This window comes from Citrobacter sp. TBCS-15 (genome assembly GCF_005280815.1).
GTDB lineage: Bacteria > Pseudomonadota > Gammaproteobacteria > Enterobacterales > Enterobacteriaceae > Citrobacter > Citrobacter werkmanii.
This window is the reverse complement of sequence record NZ_SZWK01000292.1, coordinates 674,872-697,088: the sequence shown is the minus strand read 5'-3', so window position 1 is coordinate 697,088 and position 22,217 is coordinate 674,872. Positions and strand designations below refer to the sequence as shown.

The 22,217-nt window shown below is 52.5% G+C and carries 19 protein-coding genes; 13 read left to right on the top strand and 6 right to left on the bottom strand.

Annotation, left to right across the window (positions count from 1 at the left end; all coding sequences use genetic code 11):
• Positions 1-32: 32 nt before the first annotated feature.
• Positions 33-1,295, top strand: coding sequence for a DUF1479 domain-containing protein (locus tag FDW96_RS20965; protein WP_042309570.1), 1,263 nt, complete (start codon positions 33-35; stop codon positions 1,293-1,295).
• Here the strand turns inward: FDW96_RS20965 and FDW96_RS20960 are convergent.
• Complete coding sequence (locus tag FDW96_RS20960; RefSeq protein ID WP_137366225.1) at positions 1,292-2,365, bottom strand: LacI family DNA-binding transcriptional regulator; 1,074 nt, start codon at positions 2,363-2,365, stop codon at positions 1,292-1,294. The genes FDW96_RS20965 and FDW96_RS20960 overlap by 4 nt on opposite strands.
• Before the next feature lie 288 nt (positions 2,366-2,653).
• Between FDW96_RS20960 and FDW96_RS20955 the strand changes: the two genes are divergently transcribed.
• Together FDW96_RS20955 and FDW96_RS20950 are read left to right on the top strand one after the other, a co-directional pair.
• Positions 2,654-3,955, top strand: coding sequence for an MFS transporter (locus FDW96_RS20955; protein WP_137366224.1), 1,302 nt, complete (start codon positions 2,654-2,656; stop codon positions 3,953-3,955).
• 17 nt (positions 3,956-3,972) lie between these two features.
• Positions 3,973-6,336, top strand: a complete 2,364-nt coding sequence (locus FDW96_RS20950) for a TIM-barrel domain-containing protein (RefSeq protein ID WP_137366223.1) — start codon at positions 3,973-3,975, stop codon at positions 6,334-6,336.
• Positions 6,337-6,523: 187 nt separating this feature from the next.
• Here the strand turns inward: FDW96_RS20950 and FDW96_RS20945 are convergent, their stop codons facing one another.
• Positions 6,524-8,119 (bottom strand): ABC-F family ATPase, encoded by a 1,596-nt coding sequence (locus FDW96_RS20945; RefSeq protein WP_042309575.1) that lies wholly within the window; start codon positions 8,117-8,119, stop codon positions 6,524-6,526.
• A gap of 232 nt (positions 8,120-8,351) precedes the next feature.
• Here FDW96_RS20945 and ldtB point away from each other — a divergent pair, with 232 nt between their 5' ends.
• Positions 8,352-9,272, top strand: a complete 921-nt coding sequence (gene ldtB / locus FDW96_RS20940) for a L,D-transpeptidase (protein ID WP_042310152.1) — start codon at positions 8,352-8,354, stop codon at positions 9,270-9,272.
• Positions 9,273-9,317: 45 nt separating this feature from the next.
• On the opposite strand, the gene FDW96_RS20935 is transcribed toward ldtB, so the two are convergent.
• Entirely contained in the window at positions 9,318-10,427 is a 1,110-nt protein-coding gene (locus FDW96_RS20935) for an anion transporter (RefSeq protein ID WP_137366222.1), read from the bottom strand.
• Positions 10,424-10,897 carry a manganese-binding transcriptional regulator MntR gene (mntR, locus tag FDW96_RS20930; RefSeq protein ID WP_042309579.1) on the bottom strand — a complete coding sequence of 158 codons (474 nt, stop codon included), beginning with the start codon at positions 10,895-10,897 and terminating at the stop codon, positions 10,424-10,426. Before mntR ends, FDW96_RS20935 begins: the two co-directional genes overlap by 4 nt.
• Positions 10,898-11,083: 186 nt before the next feature.
• On the opposite strand from mntR, the gene mntS reads away from it, so the two are divergent.
• Both mntS and FDW96_RS20920 read left to right on the top strand, forming a co-directional pair.
• On the top strand, positions 11,084-11,212 hold the full coding sequence (mntS, locus tag FDW96_RS20925; RefSeq protein ID WP_042309581.1) for a manganase accumulation protein MntS: 129 nt from the start codon (positions 11,084-11,086) through the stop codon (positions 11,210-11,212).
• Positions 11,213-11,489: 277 nt separating this feature from the next.
• Positions 11,490-13,076: a phosphoethanolamine transferase gene (locus FDW96_RS20920; RefSeq protein ID WP_137366221.1), complete on the top strand. Its 1,587-nt coding sequence runs from the start codon at positions 11,490-11,492 to the stop codon at positions 13,074-13,076.
• 63 nt (positions 13,077-13,139) lie between these two features.
• Here FDW96_RS20920 and ompX read toward each other — a convergent pair whose 3' ends face one another.
• Positions 13,140-13,655, bottom strand: coding sequence for an outer membrane protein OmpX (gene ompX, locus FDW96_RS20915; RefSeq protein WP_003035257.1), 516 nt, complete (start codon positions 13,653-13,655; stop codon positions 13,140-13,142).
• A 400-nt stretch (positions 13,656-14,055) separates the two neighbouring features.
• Between ompX and rhtA the strand changes: the two genes are divergently transcribed.
• From rhtA to ybiO, 6 genes are all read left to right on the top strand, one after another.
• Positions 14,056-14,943 carry a threonine/homoserine exporter RhtA gene (gene rhtA, locus FDW96_RS20910; RefSeq protein ID WP_042309586.1) on the top strand — a complete coding sequence of 296 codons (888 nt, stop codon included), beginning with the start codon at positions 14,056-14,058 and terminating at the stop codon, positions 14,941-14,943.
• Between the two features lie 304 nt (positions 14,944-15,247).
• Positions 15,248-15,751 (top strand): DNA starvation/stationary phase protection protein Dps, encoded by a 504-nt coding sequence (gene dps, locus FDW96_RS20905; protein ID WP_038639118.1) that lies wholly within the window; start codon positions 15,248-15,250, stop codon positions 15,749-15,751.
• Positions 15,752-16,116: 365 nt separating this feature from the next.
• Complete coding sequence (gene glnH, locus FDW96_RS20900) at positions 16,117-16,863, top strand: glutamine ABC transporter substrate-binding protein GlnH (RefSeq protein WP_061381903.1); 747 nt, start codon at positions 16,117-16,119, stop codon at positions 16,861-16,863.
• 137 nt (positions 16,864-17,000) lie between these two features.
• The gene (gene glnP / locus FDW96_RS20895; RefSeq protein ID WP_006685364.1) at positions 17,001-17,660 is read left to right on the top strand and encodes a glutamine ABC transporter permease GlnP; all 660 of its coding nucleotides are present in this window, start codon (positions 17,001-17,003) and stop codon (positions 17,658-17,660) included.
• On the top strand, positions 17,657-18,379 hold the full coding sequence (gene glnQ, locus FDW96_RS20890) for a glutamine ABC transporter ATP-binding protein GlnQ (protein WP_042309588.1): 723 nt from the start codon (positions 17,657-17,659) through the stop codon (positions 18,377-18,379). Before glnP ends, glnQ begins: the two co-directional genes overlap by 4 nt.
• Positions 18,380-18,496: 117 nt before the next feature.
• Entirely contained in the window at positions 18,497-20,734 is a 2,238-nt protein-coding gene (gene ybiO / locus FDW96_RS20885; protein ID WP_137366220.1) for a mechanosensitive channel protein, read from the top strand.
• On the opposite strand, the gene rlmF is transcribed toward ybiO, so the two are convergent.
• Positions 20,731-21,657: a 23S rRNA (adenine(1618)-N(6))-methyltransferase RlmF gene (gene rlmF / locus FDW96_RS20880; RefSeq protein WP_042309591.1), complete on the bottom strand. Its 927-nt coding sequence runs from the start codon at positions 21,655-21,657 to the stop codon at positions 20,731-20,733. The two genes, ybiO and rlmF, sit on opposite strands and share 4 nt — an antisense overlap.
• 211 nt (positions 21,658-21,868) lie before the next feature.
• Here rlmF and mcbA point away from each other — a divergent pair, with 211 nt between their 5' ends.
• Positions 21,869-22,129, top strand: coding sequence for a DUF1471 family periplasmic protein McbA (gene mcbA / locus FDW96_RS20875; protein WP_006685368.1), 261 nt, complete (start codon positions 21,869-21,871; stop codon positions 22,127-22,129).
• Positions 22,130-22,217: the final 88 nt, after the last annotated feature.

Here is a 22,217-nt window from a genome sequence, read left to right as displayed (position 1 = left end):
AAGTTTCGAATGAAAGTTAATGCGAGGTGGTTATGGCTTTTACGTTTACCAGCGACACATTGCCCGCCGATCACAAAGCGGCAATCCGTCAGATGAAACAGCAGCTGCGGGCACAGCTTGGGGATGTTCAGTTGATTTTCAATCAGCTGAGCGATGCCATTGCCACTCGCGTGGCGGAAATCAACGCCCTCAAAGCGCAAGGCTCCCCGGTTTGGCCAACGTTGTCCTATGCGGATATCAAAGCGGGACGCGTAAGCGCCGAGCAGCGTGAAGAGATTAAGCGTCGCGGATGCGCGGTCATTAAGGCGCATTTCCCCCGCGAACAGGCGCTGGCATGGGACCAGTCGATGCTCGATTACCTGGATCGCAACCATTTTGATGAGGTCTACAAAGGCCCCGGTGATAACTTTTTTGGCACCCTCAGCGCATCCCGCCCGGAGATCTACCCCATCTACTGGTCCCAGGCGCAGATGCAGGCCCGCCAGAGCGAAGAAATGGCCAATGCGCAGTCATTCCTTAATCGCCTGTGGACGTTTACAAGCGAAGGGAAACAATGGTTTAACCCGGACATCAGCGTCATCTATCCTGACCGCATACGTCGTCGTCCGCCGGGAACAACGTCCAAAGGGCTGGGCGCGCATACGGATTCCGGCGCGCTGGAGCGCTGGCTTCTGCCGGCATATCAGCAGGTCTTTGCTAATGTTTTCAATGGCAAGCTGGAAGATTACGATCCATGGCAGGCGGCGCATCGCACAGAAGTTGAAGAGTACACGGTAGATAACACCACTAAATGTTCAGTATTTCGTACCTTCCAGGGCTGGACGGCGCTGTCCGATATGCTGCCAGGTCAGGGATTGTTGCACGTAGTCCCGATTCCTGAAGCGATGGCATATGTGCTATTACGTCCATTGCTTGACGATGTGCCGGAAGATGAGCTTTGCGGCGTAGCACCTGGCAGAGTCCTGCCGATTTCCACGCAATGGCATCCCCTGCTGATAGAGGCGTTAACCAGCATTCCGCAACTGGACGCCGGAGACTCCGTCTGGTGGCATTGCGATGTGATCCACTCCGTCGCGCCGGTGGAAAATCAGCAGGGTTGGGGCAATGTAATGTACATCCCTGCCGCGCCGATGTGCGAAAAGAATCTGGCTTATGCCCATAAAGTGAAGGCCGCGCTGGAAAAAGGCGCGTCGCCGGGTGATTTCCCGCGCGAGGATTATGAAACTGACTGGGAAGGACGCTTCACGCTGGAGGATTTGAATATCCACGGTAAGCGTGCGCTGGGTATTGCTTAGCTGTCGTACAGTCCTTCCCGATCCACGGCGGTGCGTCGTTTCCCCTGACGTATCCGCCGTACTGATTCCCGTACGGCCAGCATGCCGTTAAGCAACAACGTCCCCACCGGCGCATCCGGGCGCATCAGCCGCTGCTGGAGCATATATACCGCTTCCGTTCCCAGTTCATCACGGGGAACATGAACTGCGGTTAAGGGTACATCCTGAATTGCCGCCAGATTAAAGCCGTCGATGCTCATGACAGAGACGTCCTGAGGTACGCGCAGGCCGTGTTTTTGCAGGGCACTGATGGTACCCGCCGCCATAAAATCGCCGCCAACTAAAAATGCAGTCGGCAGATCCTTACCCTTCCGCTCGATAAGCCAGACATTTACCAGCTCCTCCGTTTCACGAGCGCTAAAGCTCGGCACCACCAGCAGATCGCGCAGGTCATTAAATTTCAGGTTGTGTGACTGCCACGCGTCGCGGATCCCCGACAGGCGCAGCTCCATAGTGTAGCGGCGCAGACACATTACATTCAGCACCTCCCGGTGCCCCATTTCAAACAGATATTCCGCCGCCCGTTCGCCAATGGCGCGATGGTCCGGCGCGACGGCAGGCAGACGCATGTGCCGGTCCCGGCAGTTAATCAACATGCAGGGTTTAGCAACATCCACCGCCAGATCGTGGATATGAGGATCGTCGATACCGAGAAGAATGGCGGCCTGGGTGTCCGGCTCGTTCATTCGCGCCAGAAACAACTGCGCATCGCTGTCGTTCTCTTCCAGCGCGCAGTAGCGCAGGCGGACATCGTGGGACGCCAGGCCTTTACTCACGCTCTGGATCACGCGGTAGTAAAAGATGTCGGACCGCTCGTCAAACGCCCGCTGCGGGGCAAAAACAACCAGACAGTTAAGCAGCAAACGCCCGGCCGCCATGCCTTCAATCACCCCTAATTCCCGCGCGCATGCCAACACCTTTGCCCGTGCTTTCTCACTGGTGTTGGCCTTCCCCGCCAGCACGCGAGAAACCGTGCTGATTGAGAGCTGAGTACGGGCTGCGATTTCGGTAATTTTTAGCCTTTTGTCCATTTTGTGAGCTGGCTCCATTTGCAAAATGAAAAAATTTTCATTGCTCATTTATCAGTAAATAACTGGCATAGAAGCCATCATGCCAAATGACTTAAGTCATTTATGAGAAATTTTGCACAAAAACAACTATTTCCCGCTCATGTTCTCCCTTAAGGTGAACTTGTCACACCACTTCCATACTAGTTGTACATCAACTTTCATATTTTAAATGTATATAAATCAAAGCCATAAAAATTTGTGTGACACCTGAACCTCCGTCCCCTTACCGTCCGTCTTGTGGAGAGTAAAATGAGTCAGGACATCAATAACACCATTGCGACAAGCAAAACCCGTCGCGTCATTAAGAACTTGCGCTGGTACATCCTGGTGCTGTTCTTACTTGGCGTCACCGTTAACTACATCACCCGAAACTCGCTCGGGATCCTCGCCCCGGAACTGAAAGAGAGCCTCGGCATCACCACCGAGCAATACTCCTGGATCGTCGGCGCGTTCCAGATCGCCTACACCATTTTCCAGCCCCTGTGCGGCTGGCTGATTGACGTTATCGGCCTGAAAATTGGCTTTATGGTCTGCGCCGGGATCTGGGCGTTGATGTGTATTTTCCATGCGGGCGCCGGAAGCTGGCTGCACCTGGCGATTCTGCGCTTCTTTATGGGTGCTTCTGAAGCCGCCGCTACCCCGGCGAACGCCAAAACCATTGGCGAATGGTTCCCGAAATCAGAGCGTCCCGTTGCCGCTGGCTGGGCGGGCGTAGGCTTTTCCATCGGCGCGATGCTGGCGCCGCCTATCATCTACTTTGCTCACACCTCGTTCGGCTGGCAGGGCGCGTTTATGTTTACCGGCGTGCTGGCGCTGCTATGGGTGATCCTGTGGTGGGCGTTCTACCACAATCCGGAACAGCACCCGAACCTGGGTAAGGACGAGCTGGCATTTATCAAACAGGATAACGAACCGCCAGCGGTGAAACTGCCCTTCCTGACTGCGCTGAAGACCGTCTCAAAAAACAAACGCTTCTACGGTATCGCCATCCCGGCCTTTATGGCGGAACCGGCCTGGGCGGTGCTGAGCTTCTGGGTGCCGCTGTACCTTGCCAAAGAGCACGGTATGGATTTGAAGCAGATTGCGATGTTTGCCTGGCTGCCGTTCCTCGCCGCCGACCTCGGTAGCGTGGCGAGCGGTTACCTGACGCGTCTGTATACCCGTCTGTTCGGCTGCTCCCGCGTTAACTCTGTGGTAGCAAGCTCCGTGACGGGCGCGTTCCTGATGATCTCTCTGGGCATCGTGGCCATCACCCGCGACCCGTATATCACCATCGTGCTGATCTCCATCGGTGGCTTCGGGCACCAGATCATCTCCTGCATGCTGAGCGCCCTGGTCGTTGAGTCGTTCGACAAAGGCCAGATGGCGACTGTCAACGGCATGCGCGGCTCTGCGGCGTGGATCGCCAGCTTCCTGTTCTCGCTGTTAATCGGCGTAACCGCCGACAAAATCGGCTTTAACCCGCTGTTTATTGCCATGGGCTTCTTTGACCTGATTGGCGCTGTCTTCCTGGTAGCATTTATTGCTGAACGTCGCGCTAAACGCGCCTGATAGTGGATGTATTACATATGAAAACCCTGAAAAACTGGATCGTAGATAAGCAGTCAGCAAACCATCTTGAACTGCTGGTCGATAACCAGCACCGTCTGTGTCTGTATGTGCTGGAAGAGAATCTTTTCCGCGTGCTGGTTAAGCGTAAAGGCGAGCTGGCGCTGGACCGCACCTGGAGCATCGCACCGGAAAAAGACGTGCCGTGGGAAGGTCGCCATCGTGACGACATAAGCGGCTTCTCCTGCCCGGCCTGGAACCTGACGCAGCAGGGTGAGACGCTGACCGTGGCAACCGAACAGCTGCGCGTGACCGTCCACCAGCCGCTGTGGCTGGAGTGGCACTACCGCAATGAGGCGGGCGAATGGCTGCCGCTGGTCAATGACCGCCCCACCAGCGCCTACCTGCTGAATGCACACGGCGACGGCGTGGCGCACTATCTCAGCCGCCGTAAGGATGAGCGTTTCTACGGCCTGGGTGAGAAAGCGGGCGATCTGCAGCGCAACGGTAAACGTTATGAGATGCGCAACCTCGATGCGATGGGCTATAACGCAGCCAGCACTGACCCGCTGTACAAGCACATCCCGTTCACTATCGCCCATCGCCATGATGTGAGCTACGGCCTGTTCTACGACAACCTGAGCAGTTGCTGGCTGGATTTGGGTAACGAAATCGATAACTACCACACCGCCTATCGCCGCTGGCAGGCGGAAGCGGGTGATATTGATTACTACATCTTTACCGGCAAGCGAGTGCTGGACGTCACCAAAGCCTTTGTCCGTCTGACCGGCAAAACGTTGTTCGGACCAAAATGGAGCCTGGGCTACAGTGGCTCGACCATGCACTACACCGACGCACCGGACGCGCAGAACCAACTGATGAACTTCATCCGCCTGTGCGCAGAACACGCTATTCCATGCGACTCGTTCCAGCTCTCTTCCGGTTACACCTCGATCAACGGCAAGCGTTACGTCTTTAACTGGAACTACGACAAAGTGCCGCAACCGAAGGTGATGAGCCAGGCGTTCCACGACGCGGGGCTGAAACTGGCGGCCAATATCAAACCGTGCCTGTTGCAGGATCACCCGCGTTATAACGAAGTAGCAGAACGCGGCCTGTTTATTCGCGATTCCGAAAGCAATACACCAGAACGTTCCAGCTTCTGGGATGACGAAGGCTCTAACCTCGACTTTACCAACCCGCAGACTATTCAGTGGTGGCAGGAAGGCGTCACCACGCAGTTGCTGGAGATGGGGATCGACTCTACCTGGAACGACAACAACGAGTTTGAAGTGTGGGACGGCGAAGCGCGCTGCCATGGCTTCGGCCAGGAAATCGCTATCAAGCATATTCGCCCGGTGATGCCGCTGCTGATGATGCGCGCCTCGCTGGAAGCGCAGCAGCGTTTCGCCCCGGAGAAGCGCCCATATCTCATCTCCCGTTCCGGCTGCGCCGGGATGCAGCGCTACGTGCAGACCTGGAGCGGCGATAACCGCACAAGTTGGGACACCCTGCGCTTCAACACCCGCATGGGGCTGGGGATGAGCTTGTCCGGGCTGTTCAACGTCGGTCACGACGTCGGCGGTTTCTCCGGCGACAAACCGGATGCCGAGCTGTTTGTCCGCTGGGTACAAAACGGCGTGATGCATCCGCGCTTTACCATTCACTCATGGAATGATGACCACACGGTGAACGAGCCGTGGATGTATCCGGGCGTGACGCCTGCCATTCGTGGTGCCATTGAACTGCGCTATCGCCTGCTGCCGTATCTTTACACCCTGCTCTGGCAGGCGCATGCCGACGACGAGCCGATGCTGCGCCCGACCTTCCTCGATCACGAGCACGATGCGCAGACCTTTGAAGAGTGCGATGACTTCCTGCTGGGTCGCGACCTACTGGTCGCCAGCGTCGTCGAAGCCGGGCAGCGCGAGCGCCGGGTCTGGCTGCCGGATAACGAAACGGGCTGGTATGATTTTTACACCCACGCGTGGTATGCGGGCGGGCAATCCATCGTCCTCGATGCGCCACTGGAAAAACTGCCGCTGCTGGTGCGCGCCGGAGCCGGTCTGCCGCTGAGCGAGCGCATCACGCATGTGAGTGCCGAAAAAGATACGGCCCGCGAGCTGAAGCTGTTCCCGGTTAAAGGCGTCGGCACGACCTCCGGGCTGCTGTTTGAAGACGACGGTGAAAGCTGGGGCTATCAGAACGGCAATGCGCTGTGGGTGGAATGGGAAATGGTGTGCGATGGCACAACCATCAACCTGAAGGTGAACGCGCGCGGGGATTATCGTCCGGCGTGGAAGGCACTGAAGGTGTCGTTACCGGTAGGGGAAAAACGTAAGCTGCTGGTGAACGGGGTTGAAGGGGGTGAGTGGCTGGTGTAGTGCTGCCTGATGCCCTCACCCTACCCCTCTTCCACAGGGAGAGGGAATAAAGGCTCGACGCCTTTCCCTAAGTATTTCGCGCTGCAGGAAGGCGGCAAACCTGTGAATCCCCGGGAGCTTACATTAGTAAGTGACCGGGGTGAACAGGTGAAGCCAACACATCTGCAGCGTGAAAGACGACGGGAAATTAGCCGTCGATACCTTTACTACGCAGGTAATCTTCGTAGTTACCGGTGAAGTCGATCACGCGCTCCGGCGTAATTTCAATCACGCGGGTGGCCAGCGAGCTGACAAACTCACGGTCGTGAGAAACGAAAATCAACGTGCCCTGATACATTTCCAGCGCCATGTTCAACGACTCAATTGATTCCATATCCAGGTGGTTGGTTGGTTCATCCATTACCAGAATATTCGGTTTCTGCATCATCAGCTTACCGAACAGCATGCGCCCTTTTTCACCACCGGAGAGCACTTTTGCAGGCTTCTTGATATCATCCTGGCTGAACAGCAGACGACCGAGGAAGCTGCGCACAACCTGCTCGTCGTCGCCTTCTTGTTTCCACTGACTCATCCATTCGAAGACCGTCAGATCGTTTTCAAACTCATATTCATGATCCTGCGCGTAGTAACCGACCTGCGCGTTTTCGGACCACTTCACGGTACCGTTATCCGGCTGCAAATCACCGACCAGCGTTTTCAGCATAGTGGATTTACCCACGCCGTTGGCACCCAGAATGGCAATCTTCTCACCCACTTCGAGCAGCAGATTGAAGTTTTTAAACAATGGGCCTTCATCAAAACCTTTGGTAAGCGCTTCCACTTCCAGCGCGTTACGGAACAGTTTCTTATCCTGCTCGAAGCGGATGAACGGGTTCTGACGGCTGGAAGCTTTAACTTCTTCCAGTTTAATTTTATCGATCTGACGGGCGCGGGAAGTCGCCTGACGAGATTTCGATGCGTTAGCGCTAAAGCGGCTGACGAAGGATTGCAGGTCGGCAATCTGTGCTTTCTTCTTGGCGTTATCGGCCAGCAGACGTTCACGCGCCTGAGTCGCCGCCGTCATGTATTCGTCGTAGTTACCTGGATACACACGCAGTTCGCCGTAGTCCAGATCCGCCATGTGCGTACAGACCATGTTCAGGAAGTGACGGTCGTGCGAAATGATGATCATGGTGCTGTCACGTTCGTTCAGCGTCTGCTCCAGCCAGCGGATGGTGTCGATATCCAGGTTGTTCGTTGGTTCGTCGAGCAGCAGAATATCCGGGTTTGAGAATAGTGCCTGGGCCAGAAGCACACGCAGCTTCCAGCCGGGTGCGACTTCGCTCATCGGGCCGTAATGTTGTTCTACCGGAATACCCACGCCCAGCAGCAGTTCGCCCGCACGCGCTTCCGCAGAGTAGCCGTCCATTTCACCGTACTGAACTTCGAGGTCAGCCACTTTATAGCCGTCTTCTTCGCTCATTTCGGCCAGCGCGTATATACGATCGCGCTCCTGCTTCACTTCCCACAGTTCACCGTGACCCATGATTACGGTGTCAAGCACGGTGAATTCTTCAAAGGCGAACTGATCCTGGCGCAGTTTACCGATGCGCTCATTCGGATCGAGGGAAACGTTACCCAGCGTCGGTTCGAGATCACCGCCAAGAATTTTCATAAAAGTGGATTTACCGCTACCGTTCGCGCCAATCAGGCCGTAACGGTTGCCGCCGCCAAATTTGACGGAAATATTTTCAAACAGCGGCTTACTGCCGAACTGCATGGTGACGTTGCTGGAAACTAACACTGGCGTATCCTGAAAGAGAAAGAAATATGTGACAAACTGCTTATTATGCCATAAGTCTACGATAAGATCGCCCCTTCATGCTGAAGGGCTAAAGTGAAAGCAAAAGGAAAAAAATGTGATTTAGTACACATCCGAATTCCTTGTTGCTCAGATTGCACATATAATGCGTGCCCAACACTACATAAATCTCAACCCACTGGCCTGCCTGGCACTGAATCTCGCATACATGAAGATGAATATGAAATTGACAACGCTTTTCGCGGCGGCACTTGCGGTAGTTGGTTTTTGCAACACTGCCTCAGCCGTCACGTACCCGCTGCCTACCGATGGTAGCCGTTTGATTGGCCAAAACCAGGTCATCACCATTCCTGAAGGCAATACCCAACCGCTGGAGTATTTTGCGGCAGAATATCAGATGGGTCTGTCTAACATGCTGGAAGCCAACCCTGGCGTGGATACTTTCCTGCCGAAGGGCGGCACCGTACTGAACATTCCTCAGCAGTTGATCCTGCCGGATACCGTGCATGAAGGTATTGTTATCAACAGCGCTGAAATGCGTCTGTACTACTACCCGAAAGGCACCAACACCGTTATCGTTCTGCCGATTGGTATCGGTCAGTTAGGCAAAGACACGCCAATCAACTGGACCACCAAAGTAGAACGTAAGAAAGCGGGCCCAACCTGGACGCCAACGGCGAAAATGCATGCGGAATACCGCGCTGCGGGCGAACCGCTGCCAGCCGTGGTTCCGGCAGGCCCGGATAACCCGATGGGTCTGTACGCCCTGTATATCGGTCGTCTGTATGCTATTCACGGCACCAATGCTAACTTCGGCGTTGGCTTACGTGTCAGCCACGGTTGCGTCCGTCTGCGTAATGACGACATCAAATTCCTGTTTGAAAATGTGCCGGTCGGCACTCGCGTACAGTTTATCGATGAGCCGGTGAAAGCCACTACCGAACCAGACGGCAGCCGTTACATCGAGGTACACAACCCACTGTCCACCACTGAAGCACAGTTTGAAGGCGGGGAAATCGTACCGATTACGCTGAACAAGAGCATTACCAGCGTCACCGGTCAGTCTGACGTTGATCAGTCCGTCGTTGATCAGGCGGTACAGAACCGTTCTGGTATGCCGGTTCGTCTGAACTAATCTGCTATATATGCCCGATGGCGCCACGCTTATCGGGCATAATCCTCACATCACCTGCAGCAAACCATACCCTACCAGTCCCGCCCATATCAGCATCGGCAGCGAATACCAATGAAAACGCCACCAAATCCGTCGGTCGTTTGCCATGCGTAAAGCAATAAGATTTGCCAGCGATCCCGGCAGCAGTCCGAAGCCGCCCACATTAACTGCCCAGGCCAGCAACAGCGTCGGCGGAACGTAGTTCAGCAATAAAATTGTACTGGGCACATTACTGATAAACTGCGACAGGCCAATGGCCGTCAACCACAGACCCGGCGCTGAGAGCGTGCCAATCTGGTGGGTTATCCCCTGCAATGCCGGTAGCTGCGTCAGCAAATACACATCAATAAACATCGCCATAAATACCAGCAGCAGCGTCCAGTCCACGCTGAGGATGACGCGACGCGCCAGAACCATGAATCCCGCCGCCACAATCGCCAGGCCCCACAACTCTTGTTTTAACTCCAGCGCCGTCAGAAAGATGATATACAGCGCCAGACAGCTCCACACCAGGCGTGGTTGCCAGTCCGGCGCGCGCGTCCCGGTATGATAGTGCAATGCTTTGTTCGGGAAACTGAACCAGCACAGCACCACCAGCGTCAGCATCATGGCCCCCGCGAGCGGCGCCATTTGCCACGTAAACGCGGTAAATGACAACCCGGAGCGCCCCCACATCAGGATATTTTGCGGATTGCCTATTGGCGTAAGCAACGATCCAGCGTTTACCGCCAGCGCCTCAAAGATAATCAGACGATTTACCGGAATGGCGCACAATTTTTTCAGGGTGATGGTCAGCGGGACAACAATAAACAACGCAACATCGTTGGTCAGAAACGTCGACAGTAGCGCCGCCGCCAGCACCATAAATATCGCCAGTTGGCGTTCTGTGTGAAAACGGCGGGTCATCTTGCGCCCTAACACATCGAAGTAACCGCTTAATTCAACGCCTTTGGTCAGTAACATCAGGCCGCTAAGGGTAATAATGGTGTGCCAGTCAATCGCTCCAGGCCAGGAGCGGGGCGTAAATGGCGTGAACACGCTCAGAACAACCCCGACGATGATTAACAGCTGGAAAAAACGATCGCGCTGCAAGGCGCGTAGTAAAGGAAAACTCATTCAGAGCCAGATCCTTGCTGTTGCGTAAAACGGCTAAAAGCCTCCAGCGTTTCCTTACTGACGTGGTGCTCCATTCCCTCAGCGTCACGGCGGGCAATTTCCGGGCTGATACCTAACATCAACAGGAAATTTTCCACAATCTGATGACGCTCCCGGCTCTCCTGGGCCAGGCGTTCGCCTTCTGCGGTTAAAAACACCCCGCGCCAGGGGATCATTTCAATCAACCCGACTGAAGCAAGGCGCTTCAACATTTTGGCAACCGTCGGCTGGGAAACCCCGAGTCGGGCAGCCATATCCACCTGGCGCGCTTCACCCACCTCAATAATGAGATCGGAAATCAGCTCTACGTAGTCATCAATCAGCTCGCGGCGATGCGCCTCCCGGACCTGACGAAATCCTTCAACGTGTTCTTCGACATTCACCAATTGCGTCACTTTTTTTGTTGTTGGCATACCTGCGCGACGACTCATTCTGCTTCCTCGTTACTGTGACGCGTTAACGGCATCTGATTAGAGAGCGCTCATTGTAAACCAGAGTTGCGTGGGCACAAAAAATTAACGTTTTAGCAATAGCTATATAATATAGCCTGTGCTATATCTGTATATAATAAAGACATCCCTCAAGGACCGATGGGATCGTGAAGTCAGGAGGTTTATATGAATGAATTTAAGAGGTGTATACGCGTGTTTAGCCACTCTCCCTTTAAAGTACGGTTGATGCTGATCTCTATGCTGTGTGACATGATCAACAGCAAACCAGAGCAGGATAAACCTTCAGGAAAATAATGCGGCGTCGCGGTACGCCGCTTCCTTTCCCTGCTGTCATCCGGGGTGCAGTAGTGGTTTTCGTCCCAATAACCCTTCTTTTTGTCAGTTTTGCCACCTCTCTCGCAAAACAATTTCCTTGTAGTAGTTGACCTTCTCTCATGCACACTCTATCTTTTCGCAGCCCTGCGTATATTGCGGCTCGCGGATGCGGACCCTATCCCTCTTCTCGCTCTCTCAGGCAGGCAATGACCCTTAACGCCAGGGTAAGCACATGGCGTTTTTGCATTAGTGGCGTATGAATTTAACCCTCAAAGATTCAATCATTGCTCGTAGCCGGGCCATTAGTCCGTGGACTGGCCTCTATTTCTTACAGTCTATGTTGATCAACCTGGCGTTGGGCTATCCGCTTAGCTTGCTCTACAGCGTTGCTTTCACCTGTATATTAATGCTGCTGTGGCGCAGCGCCCCGCGCGCGCAGAAAGTGCTGATTGGCATTTGCTCACTTATTGCGGCAATGTACTTTCCGTTTGGTCAGGCTTATGGTTCGCCTAACTTCAATACGTTGCTGGCGCTGCACTCAACCAATATGGAAGAGTCCACCGAAATCCTGACCATCTTCCCCTGGTACAATTATCTGGTTGGGGTATTTATTTTTGCCCTCGGCGTTATCGCCGTACGCCGTAAAAAAGAAGCGCAAAAGCGCGGCTGGAATAAATACGACAGCCTGTGTTTGTTGTTTAGCGTCGTCGCGTTTTTTGTTACTCCGGTACAAAACCTGGCCTGGGGCGGCGTGTTCAAGCTTAAGGACACCGGTTATCCGGTTTTCCGCTTTGCCAAAGACGTGATCGTCAATAATAACGAAGTGCTTGATGAACAGGAGCGCATGGCGAAGCTGTCGAGTGTGAAAGATAGCTGGACGGTAACCGCCGTGAAACCAAAGTATCACACTTATGTCGTGGTCATTGGTGAAAGCGCCCGCCGCGACGCATTAGGTGCGTTTGGCGGTCACTGGGACAACACCCCGTTTGCCAGTTCCGTTAACGGCTATCTGTTCGCAGATTACATTGCCGCAAGCGGTTCAACGCAAAAATCGCTTGGCTTAACGCTTAATCGGGTTGTTGATAATAAACCCCAGTTCCAGGATAACTTTGTCACTCTGGCCAACCGCGCGGGATTCCAGACGTGGTGGTTTTCCAATCAGGGGCAGATTGGTGAATACGATACGGCTATCGCCAGTATCGCAAAACGAGCTGATGAAGTGCACTTCCTCAAAAACGGTGATTTCGAAGCGGATAAAAATACCCGTGACGAAGAACTGTTGAAGATGACTGCCCAGGTGCTGGCCACCGAGCGAACTCAGCCGCAGCTCATCGTGCTGCATTTAATGGGTTCACATCCGCAGGCCTGCGACCGTACGCAAGGAAAATACGAGACCTTCGTCCAGTCAAAGGAGACATCTTGCTATCTGTACACCATGACGCAGACGGATGACCTGCTGCGCCAGCTTTACGAACAATTACGCAACAGCGGTACCAGCTTCTCGATGGTCTATTTCTCTGACCATGGTCTCGCCTTTAAAGAGCGGGGAAAAGAGGTGCAGTACCTGGCGCATGACGATCGGTTCCAGCAGAATTTCCAGGTGCCTTTTATGGTGCTGTCGAGCGATGATAAAGCCCATCGGGTGATAAAAGCCCGTCGCTCTGCGAATGATTTTCTTAGCTTTTTCTCTCAATGGACGGGGATCAGCGCGAAGGAAATTACCAACAGCTACCGTTTTATCTCAGAGAAAAAGGCCGGGCCAGTGTATATCACCAACTTCAAACTGCAGAAGGTGGATTACAACCATTTGGGTACCGATATCTTTGAGACCAAATCTCGTTAATCTCTAAATTACACGCAAAAAAAATCCGCCTCAAAAGGCGGATTTTTTATATCACCGAAGTGATTAGAAGCGGTAACCCACGCCAGCGATCCAGGTGCCGACGTCAACGCTACGAATACGGCTCTGCTCGTAGGAGAAGTCCAGAGCAACGTTTTCGATCGGGTTGAACTGCAGACCAGCACCGTAAGAGAAACCGTAGTCGCTGGTGGTGTGGTTGTCAGCCGGAGATGCTGCGTTCTGGAATTTACCGTAACCAACACCCACTACACCGTAGATGCTTGCCCAGTCGTTCAGACGGTAAGCCGGACCAGCAGTGATGCCGTAGTACTGGGTTTTGTTGTAGTCGCCAGAAGCATCGGTACGGTCTTTTTCAGTGTAAGTGAAGGAACCGATTACACCCAGCGGGTTGTTGTCCTGCTCGTAGCGATACTTCAGGTTGAAACCGTTCATTTTGTTCGCTGCGCCCTGAGCATCACTCTGAGCGTAACCACCAGTAACGGTAGAAGTAGCAGCTACAGCAGTACCTGCGGAGAAAGCCAGAACAGCGGCCAGTGCTGAAAGACATGCAATTTTTTTCATAACCACCTCAAATGTGCTTCAAGTAAATCCTAAGTTTTAAATATAACAAAAATTGATGGGAAACTCTTTGCGATTCGCGGTGTCTAAGGGGCTCTTTCATGTAACAAAACATTTCACAAACCAGCTATACCTTTCAATTTACACCACTTTTTTAAGTTAATGAGCCATTATTGCGCGCACAATACGACACATTCATCCAGATAATTCCTAATCACGCAGATTATTAATCCACCAATTTCGTACCATTTTACGGATCTGAAGAATTTTTTTTTCAACCAATACTCAACCAGTTGAGTGTATTTCCATTACACTCGCTGTTTTACTTTTCTATACATTTTGCCATCCGCGTCGCAACGCCGCGCAGATGAAGAGATGTAACCATCATTTGTCAGGAGAAAGGATGCCGGGGTCGTTACGTAAAGCGCCAGTTTGGTTACCTATTTTGGTTTTACTCATTGCTATGTCTTCCATTCAAAGCGGTGCATCACTGGCAAAATCGCTGTTCCCACTCGTCGGTGCACCTGGTGTTACCGCGCTGCGCCTCGCGCTGGGCACACTCATCCTTATCGCCTTCTTTAAACCCTGGCGTTTACGTTTTGCTAAAGAACAGCGCCTGCCGCTGCTGTTTTATGGTCTGTCTCTTGGCGGGATGAACTACCTCTTTTATCTGTCTATTCAGACCGTCCCGCTGGGAATTGCCGTGGCGCTGGAGTTTACCGGCCCGCTCGCAGTGGCGCTGTTTTCATCCCGACGCCCTGTAGATTTTATTTGGGTAGCCCTGGCCGTTCTTGGGCTTTGGTTCCTGTTACCGCTTGGCCAGGACGTTTCTCATGTTGATTTAACCGGCGCAGCGCTGGCGCTGGGAGCTGGCGCCTGTTGGGCCGTTTATATTCTCACCGGCCAGCGTGCCGGCGCAGAACACGGTCCGGCAACCGTAGCGGTCGGTTCATTAATCGCTGCGCTGATTTTTGTTCCCATTGGCGCGATTCAGGCCGGCGATGCCCTGTGGCACTGGTCAATACTGCCGTTGGGCCTGGCCGTGGCCGTACTCTCCACCGCGCTGCCCTACTCATTAGAGATGATCGCACTAACGCGACTGCCAACGCGTACTTTTGGTACGTTGATGAGCATGGAACCCGCGCTGGCTGCGGTTTCGGGAATGATCTTCCTTGGTGAAACGTTAACGCTTATCCAGACGCTGGCCCTGGGGGCTATTATTGCCGCATCAATGGGTTCTACACTCACTATTCGCAAAGAACCGCAAATTAAGCAAGTTGACGTGAATTAACCCCCTTAATATTCTGCATGGTTTGCATAATCATGCAGAATATCCACTTGTTAATCTGCGTGATAATTTTCTAATAAATATCTTGTACCCACCCACATATTTCTTTTAATTTTTTACATTAACATAAAAATAACATTTCGTTGCAATAAAATCATGTATGCATATGATTTTATTAATTATTTTATTTCCATTCATCTCTTCACTATTAAAGCAATAGGTAACACCGGAAAAATAAATCCAAAATTAGCGCTATACTTATTCCCGTTGAAGAGTTGGGACATAAATATCAAGAGGATATGAAAATATGAGTACCGCAAAACTGGTAAAAACAAAAGCATCCGCCCTCGTTTATACTCGCAACGATGTGACAGACAGCGAAAAGAAAGCCACGGTAGAACTGCTGAATCAGCAAGTGATCCAGTTCATCGACCTGTCGTTGATCACTAAACAGGCTCACTGGAACATGCGCGGCGCGAACTTTATTGCTGTCCATGAAATGCTGGATGGCTTCCGTACTGCCCTGACCGATCATCTCGATACCATGGCTGAGCGCGCCGTACAGTTAGGCGGTGTGGCACTGGGTACGACCCAGGTGATTAACAGCAAAACGCCGCTGAAAAGCTATCCGCTGGATATCCATAGCGTGCAGGACCACTTAAAAGAACTGGCCGATCGTTATGCAGTGGTCGCCAACAGCGTACGTAAAGCCATTAGCGAAGCAAAAGACGAAGATACAGCGGATATCTTCACCGCTGCGTCACGCGATCTCGACAAATTCCTGTGGTTTATCGAAGCCAACATTGAATAACAGCAGACATAAGAATTACCTATAAAACCCTCGCTCCGGCGGGGGTTTTGCACATTTATGGTGCATAACATTGATCATTCGTCACTCCAAAGTAAATTAATTGTAATAATCACCTCACACAATCGTTAACGAAAGATTGTTTTATCAACAATTTTTACGCTAAATAGTCATACCGTTTGCACCGTGTCAGGTACGCACCAAATGGGTGCCCCAAAATAGTGCAGATTTTCCGCTTTGCCCTACTTATTGTGCAGAGAAAAGAAATACCTTCTTTTTAAAACAATGAGTTGCAAAAGTGGCACGATTTTTTCATTAAGCTATATGTTCTCGCAGGGGATCGCCCCGTGGATATAAAAGGAAATCCTATGAAGTCTGTATTAAAAGTTTCACTGGCTGCACTTACCCTGGCTTTTGCGGTGTCCTCCCATGCCGCAGATAAGAAACTGGTTGTCGCAACTGACACCGCGTTTGTACCGTTCGAATTCAAACAGGGTGACAAATACGTTGGATTTGATGTGGATCTGTGGGCTGCCGTCGCCAAAGAATTGAAGCTGGATTATGAACTGAAACCAATGGATTTCAGCGGCATCATCCCGGCTCTGCAAACCAAAAACGTCGACCTGGCACTGGCGGGTATCACCATCACCGACGAGCGTAAAAAAGCGATCGACTTCTCTGACGGCTACTACAAAAGCGGTCTGTTAGTGATGGTCAAAGCGAATAATAACGACGTTAAAAGCGTGAAAGACCTGGATGGTAAAGTTGTTGCTGTGAAGAGCGGCACCGGTTCCGTTGATTACGCTAAAGCTAATATCAAAACCAAAGACCTGCGTCAGTTCCCGAATATCGATAACGCCTATATGGAACTGGGCACCAACCGAGCAGACGCCGTGCTGCATGACACGCCAAACATTCTTTATTTCATCAAAACCGCGGGTAACGGCCAGTTCAAAGCCGTAGGTGACTCGCTGGAAGCTCAACAATACGGTATCGCCTTCCCGAAAGGCAGCGATGACCTGCGTGAGAAAGTGAACGGCGCGCTGAAAACGCTGAAAGAGAACGGCACATATAACGAGATCTACAAAAAATGGTTCGGTACTGAACCTAAATAATAACTGGCAGTGATGCCCGGTGGCGCGATGCATACCGGGCCTTTCCCAGTATTTTTGAGACCTGTAAACCGGATAAGCACAGCGCATCTGGCAAAACGGGCATTTGAATCTTTACACCACGGTAACAGGAACGACATATGCAGTTTGACTGGAGTGCCATCTGGCCCGCCATCCCGCTTCTAATTGAAGGCGCCAAAATGACCTTATGGATCTCGATCCTTGGTCTGGCTGGCGGTCTGGTAATCGGGCTTGCAGCAGGGTTTGCACGTACTTTCGGCGGTTGGATAGCCAACCACGTAGCGCTGGTGTTTATCGAAGTCATTCGTGGCACACCAATCGTTGTGCAAGTGATGTTTATCTACTTCGCCCTGCCAATGGCGTTTAACGATTTACGTATTGACCCCTTTAGCGCCGCCGTTGTCACCATCATGATCAACTCCGGTGCCTATATTGCGGAAATCACCCGCGGTGCGGTGCTCTCAATCCATAAAGGATTCAGCGAAGCCGGACTGGCGCTTGGGCTTTCACGCACTGAGACCATCCGTCACGTTATTTTGCCTCTCGCACTTCGTCGTATGCTGCCGCCGCTGGGCAACCAGTGGATCATCAGCATTAAAGATACCTCGCTGTTTATCGTCATTGGCGTCGCTGAACTGACCCGTCAGGGGCAGGAAATCATTGCCGGTAACTTCCGCGCACTGGAAATCTGGAGCGCCGTTGCGGTGTTCTATCTGATCATTACTCTGGTGCTGAGCTTCATTCTGCGTCGTCTGGAAAGAAGGATGAAAATCCTGTGATTGAATTTAAAAACGTTTCTAAGCACTTTGGCCCTACCCAGGTGCTGCACAATATTGATCTGAACATTAAGCAGGGCGAAGTCGTGGTCATCATCGGGCCGTCCGGTTCCGGTAAATCTACTCTGCTGCGCTGCATTAACAAGCTGGAAGAGATAACCTCTGGCGATCTGATCGTCGACGGTCTGAAAGTAAACGATCCCAAGGTCGATGAGCGGTTAATTCGCCAGGAAGCCGGGATGGTATTTCAGCAGTTCTACCTGTTCCCCCACCTGACGGCGCTGGAAAACGTCATGTTTGGACCGCAGCGCGTACGCGGGGCGAATAAAGAACAGGCAGAGAAGTTGGCGAAAGAATTACTGGCGAAGGTCGGCCTGGCCGAGCGTGCGCATCACTACCCTTCTGAACTGTCCGGTGGTCAACAACAGCGTGTGGCTATCGCCCGTGCACTGGCAGTGAAGCCGAAAATGATGCTGTTTGATGAACCAACCTCAGCGCTTGACCCTGAACTGCGCCACGAAGTTCTGAAAGTCATGCAGGATCTGGCGGAAGAAGGGATGACCATGGTGATTGTGACCCACGAGATCGGCTTTGCCGAAAAAGTGGCCTCACGTCTGATTTTCATTGATAAGGGACGTATTGCCGAAGACGGTAATCCGCAAGCCCTGATTGAAAATCCACCCAGCCAGCGTTTACAGGAATTCTTGCAGCACGTTTCCTGATGCGTTGACCTCCCTTCGCCCGAAGGGAGGTTTTCACCAGAATCCTCTCATTTCCATTCTCTTACGCTCTGGCATCTATACTTATCCTTTTGAATTTATTTTCTCATGGGAGGAGTCATGCGCTGGATCCTGTTGGTCTTCTTTTGTCTGCTGAGCATACCGTCTCACGCGGTGACGATACCCGGCGTCACAACCTCGACTTCAGCCGACCCGCAAGCCACCCCCGCAAAAGAGCCTGATGTTGAGCAAAAGAAAGCCGCTTACGCCGCGCTGGCTGACGTACTGGACAATGAAGCATCGCGCCAGGAGTTGATCGGTCAATTGCGCAAAGTCGCGGCAACGCCTCCTCCCGAGCCCGTGCCTGTAATTGTCCCCCCCACGCTAACTGAAGAAAAAACGGTGTTGGAAAACGTGACAGATGTCAGTCGTCACTATAGTGAAGTTCTTTCCGGCCGCTTTGCTCAGCTTTACCGCAACATCACCGACGCCCCGCATAAAACCTTTAACCCGCAAACCTTCACCAATGCCCTGACCCATTTTTTAATGCTGGCAGCGTCAGTGTTTGGGTTTTACTGGCTGATCCGCCTGTGCGCGCTGCCGCTGTATCGCAAAATGGGACAATGGGCGCGACGGAAAAACCGCGAACGCAGCAACTGGCTACAGCTTCCGGCAATGATCGTCGGCGCATTTATTATCGATTTATTACTGCTGGCGCTGACGTTGTTTATAGGGCAGATTCTGAGCGATCGAATGAACGCCGGGAGCCGCACCATCGCTTTCCAGCAAAGCCTGTTCCTCAATGCCTTTGCGTTGATTGAGTTCTTCAAGGCGATTTTACGTCTGATATTTTGCCCGACGGTAGCGGAGCTACGCCCGTTTAACATTCAGGATGACGGCGCGCGCTACTGGAATCGCCGTTTGAGTTCATTAAGCAGCCTGATTGGTTACGGACTGATTGTTGCTGTTCCTATTATCTCAAATCAGGTCAACGTGCAGGTCGGTGCGATGGCAAACGTCATCATCATGCTGTGTATCACGCTATGGGCGCTGTATCTTATTTTTAGAAATAAGAAAGAGATCACACAGCATTTGCTCAATCTGGCGGAAAGATCGTTAGCCTTTTTCAGCCTGTTTATCCGCGCCTTCGCGCTGGTATGGCATTGGCTGGCCAGCGCTTACTTCATTGTGCTGTTTTTCTTCTCGCTGTTTGACCCTGGTAACAGTCTGAAATTCATGATGGGCGCAACGTTACGCAGCCTGGTGATTATCGGCATTGCCGCCTTTGTTTCCGGCATGCTTTCGCGTTGGATAGCCAAAACGATTACCCTGTCGCCACATACCCAGCGCAGCTATCCGGAATTACAAAAACGGTTGAATGGCTGGCTGTCGACGGCGTTAAGCGTGGCCCGGATCCTGACGGTGTGCGTCGCGGTGATGCTACTGCTCAATGCCTGGGGATTGTTCGACTTCTGGAACTGGCTGCATTACGGCGCCGGAGAAAAAACGGTGGATATCCTGATTCGTATCGCGCTGATTCTTTTCTTCTCCGCCATTGGCTGGACGATCCTTGCCAGCCTGATTGAAAATCGTCTGGCTTCCGATATTCACGGTCGCCCGTTGCCCAGTGCCCGTACCCGCACGCTGTTAACGCTGTTCCGCAATGCGCTGGCGGTGATTATCAGCACCATCACCATCATGATTGTGCTGTCCGAAATTGGCGTCAATATCGCCCCCTTGCTGGCCGGGGCCGGGGCGCTGGGGCTGGCGATCTCTTTTGGCTCGCAAACGCTGGTAAAAGACATTATCACCGGGATCTTCATTCAGTTCGAAAATGGTATGAACACCGGGGATTTAGTCACTATCGGTCCACTCACCGGTACGGTTGAAAGGATGTCCATTCGTTCTGTGGGGGTGCGTCAGGATACCGGGGCGTACCATATCATTCCCTGGTCATCGATAACCACCTTCGCCAACTTTGTGCGTGGCATTGGCTCGGTCGTCGCCAATTACGATGTCGACCGTCATGAGGATGCGGATAAAGCCAATCAGGCGTTGAAAGACGCTGTCGCTGAGCTGATGGAAAAGGACGATATTCGCGGGCTTATTATCGGCGAGCCATCGTTTGCCGGGATCGTCGGGTTAACTAATACGGCTTTCACGCTACGGGTCTCATTTACGACCCTGCCGCTGAAACAGTGGACCGTACGTTTCGCGCTCGACAGCCAGGTGAAGAAACATTTCGATCTGGCCAACGTACGCGCCCCGGTACAGACGTATCAGGTCTTGCCTGCACCGGTGAATGGCCCTCCGTCGGCGGCAAGCGATCAACTGCCGCCAGGGGAGCCAACGCTTTAGCGTTTACGCGCCATAAAACGACGACGCTGATCGTTATCCATAAAGGTCCAGGCAATAAAGCGGCTCTGCTTTTGCCCCTGGGCCATCTCTTTTTTAACCACTTTCACCGCGCCCGCATCCGTTAATGCATGATACAGCGGAGGTAAATTCTCACCGCGCGAAACCAGCGTGGTAAACCACATCACCTGCCGACCAAAGGCCTGGCTTTCGGCGATCATTTTCTTGATGAACGCCACTTCGCCGCCTTCACACCACAACTCCTGCTGCTGTCCGCCAAAGTTCAGCGCATCATCTTTGTCCTGACCCAGATTACGACGCTTACGTTCGCTTCCGGCACGCGCAGAGGCCGCAGAATCATGGAATGGCGGGTTACATACAGTGGCTTCATACTGCTCGTTTTTATGAATGATACCGTTGAAGATTGACGCAGCATCTTTTTGTCGGCGCAAACGAATTGCGCGAGTTAACCCCGGATTGGCGTTAACGATCGCTTGAGCGCTGTGAAACGCTTCGCTACTGGTTTCGCTACCGGTGAATCGCCAGCCGTATTCATGCACGCCAATCAGCGGATAAATACAGTTGGCCCCTACTCCCACGTCCAGTACGCTCGCATTTGCCGGAATGGTTCCTGTCGTTTCACCTAACAGGTCGGCCAGATGGTGAATGTAGTCCGCACGACCAGGAACTGGCGGGCACAGAAAACCGTCTGGAATATCCCAGTTTTTCACCGCATAAAAATGCGCCAGCAGTGCTTTATTGAGCGCCTTCACTGCCTGCGGATTGGCGAAGTTAACGCTCTGCTCGCCGCCGGGCGTGAGGATGAGAAATTGCGTCAACTCGGGGGTAACCTGGCATAAAGTCGCAAGATCATAACGGCCATTGTGGCGGTTGCGTGGGTGTAATCCCGGTTTCTGGGGGGACATAGCATTCTCCTTTTAACAGCGGCGTAAGATACCCGCATAACGCCACGCGGTAAACACACTCATCAAGGAAATTTGATTCTTTATGCCAGTTTCATGCCGAATAAATCGTTCAAAAAATAGACGATTCATCATCGATTTTTTGCGGTAAATATCATTCGCAGGCGACCTAAACTTATCAGGCACCACCTGTTGTTTCTCAGAGGATATCACCATGAAGAAATGCCTCACATTACTTGCTGCTACCGTACTAACCGGTATGACGTTCGCGTCCTTTGCCGCACAGCCCAACACCAGCCCAGCAACCGGTCAGCTCCAGGCCTCCGGTACAGTATTCGCTACCGGAGCCTCTAACCTGAGCGATCTCGAAGACAAGCTGGCAGAGAAAGCAAAAGAGCAAGGCGCAAAAGGCTTTGTCGTTAACTCTGCGGGCGGTAAAAACCAGATGTACGGCAGCGCCACTATCTATAAGTAACCCACTTCACTCAGCCCAACTGCATTCGTCCCGAATGCAGTTTCCTGCACGAATGGTCTGAAATCTGATACCGCTGATGCGTGGTCGT

Excerpts from the sequence above, each read along its gene's own strand:
- mntR (WP_042309579.1), bottom strand. The coding sequence starts at position 10,897 with ATGAGTCGTCGCGCAGGTATGCCAACAACAAAAAAAGTGACGCAATTG.
- ybiO (WP_137366220.1), top strand. The coding sequence starts at position 18,497 with ATGCGCTGGATCCTGTTGGTCTTCTTTTGTCTGCTGAGCATACCGTCT.
- rhtA (WP_042309586.1), top strand. The coding sequence starts at position 14,056 with ATGCCGGGGTCGTTACGTAAAGCGCCAGTTTGGTTACCTATTTTGGTT.
- ldtB (WP_042310152.1), top strand. The coding sequence starts at position 8,352 with ATGAATATGAAATTGACAACGCTTTTCGCGGCGGCACTTGCGGTAGTT.
- glnP (WP_006685364.1), top strand. The coding sequence starts at position 17,001 with ATGCAGTTTGACTGGAGTGCCATCTGGCCCGCCATCCCGCTTCTAATT.
- FDW96_RS20955 (WP_137366224.1), top strand. The coding sequence starts at position 2,654 with ATGAGTCAGGACATCAATAACACCATTGCGACAAGCAAAACCCGTCGC.
- FDW96_RS20965 (WP_042309570.1), top strand. The coding sequence starts at position 33 with ATGGCTTTTACGTTTACCAGCGACACATTGCCCGCCGATCACAAAGCG.
- rlmF (WP_042309591.1), bottom strand. The coding sequence starts at position 21,657 with ATGTCCCCCCAGAAACCGGGATTACACCCACGCAACCGCCACAATGGC.
- ompX (WP_003035257.1), bottom strand. The coding sequence starts at position 13,655 with ATGAAAAAAATTGCATGTCTTTCAGCACTGGCCGCTGTTCTGGCTTTC.
- FDW96_RS20950 (WP_137366223.1), top strand. The coding sequence starts at position 3,973 with ATGAAAACCCTGAAAAACTGGATCGTAGATAAGCAGTCAGCAAACCAT.
- FDW96_RS20960 (WP_137366225.1), bottom strand. The coding sequence starts at position 2,365 with ATGGACAAAAGGCTAAAAATTACCGAAATCGCAGCCCGTACTCAGCTC.
- FDW96_RS20920 (WP_137366221.1), top strand. The coding sequence starts at position 11,490 with ATGAATTTAACCCTCAAAGATTCAATCATTGCTCGTAGCCGGGCCATT.
- glnH (WP_061381903.1), top strand. The coding sequence starts at position 16,117 with ATGAAGTCTGTATTAAAAGTTTCACTGGCTGCACTTACCCTGGCTTTT.
- FDW96_RS20935 (WP_137366222.1), bottom strand. The coding sequence starts at position 10,427 with ATGAGTTTTCCTTTACTACGCGCCTTGCAGCGCGATCGTTTTTTCCAG.
- dps (WP_038639118.1), top strand. The coding sequence starts at position 15,248 with ATGAGTACCGCAAAACTGGTAAAAACAAAAGCATCCGCCCTCGTTTAT.
- mntS (WP_042309581.1), top strand. The coding sequence starts at position 11,084 with ATGAATGAATTTAAGAGGTGTATACGCGTGTTTAGCCACTCTCCCTTT.
- mcbA (WP_006685368.1), top strand. The coding sequence starts at position 21,869 with ATGAAGAAATGCCTCACATTACTTGCTGCTACCGTACTAACCGGTATG.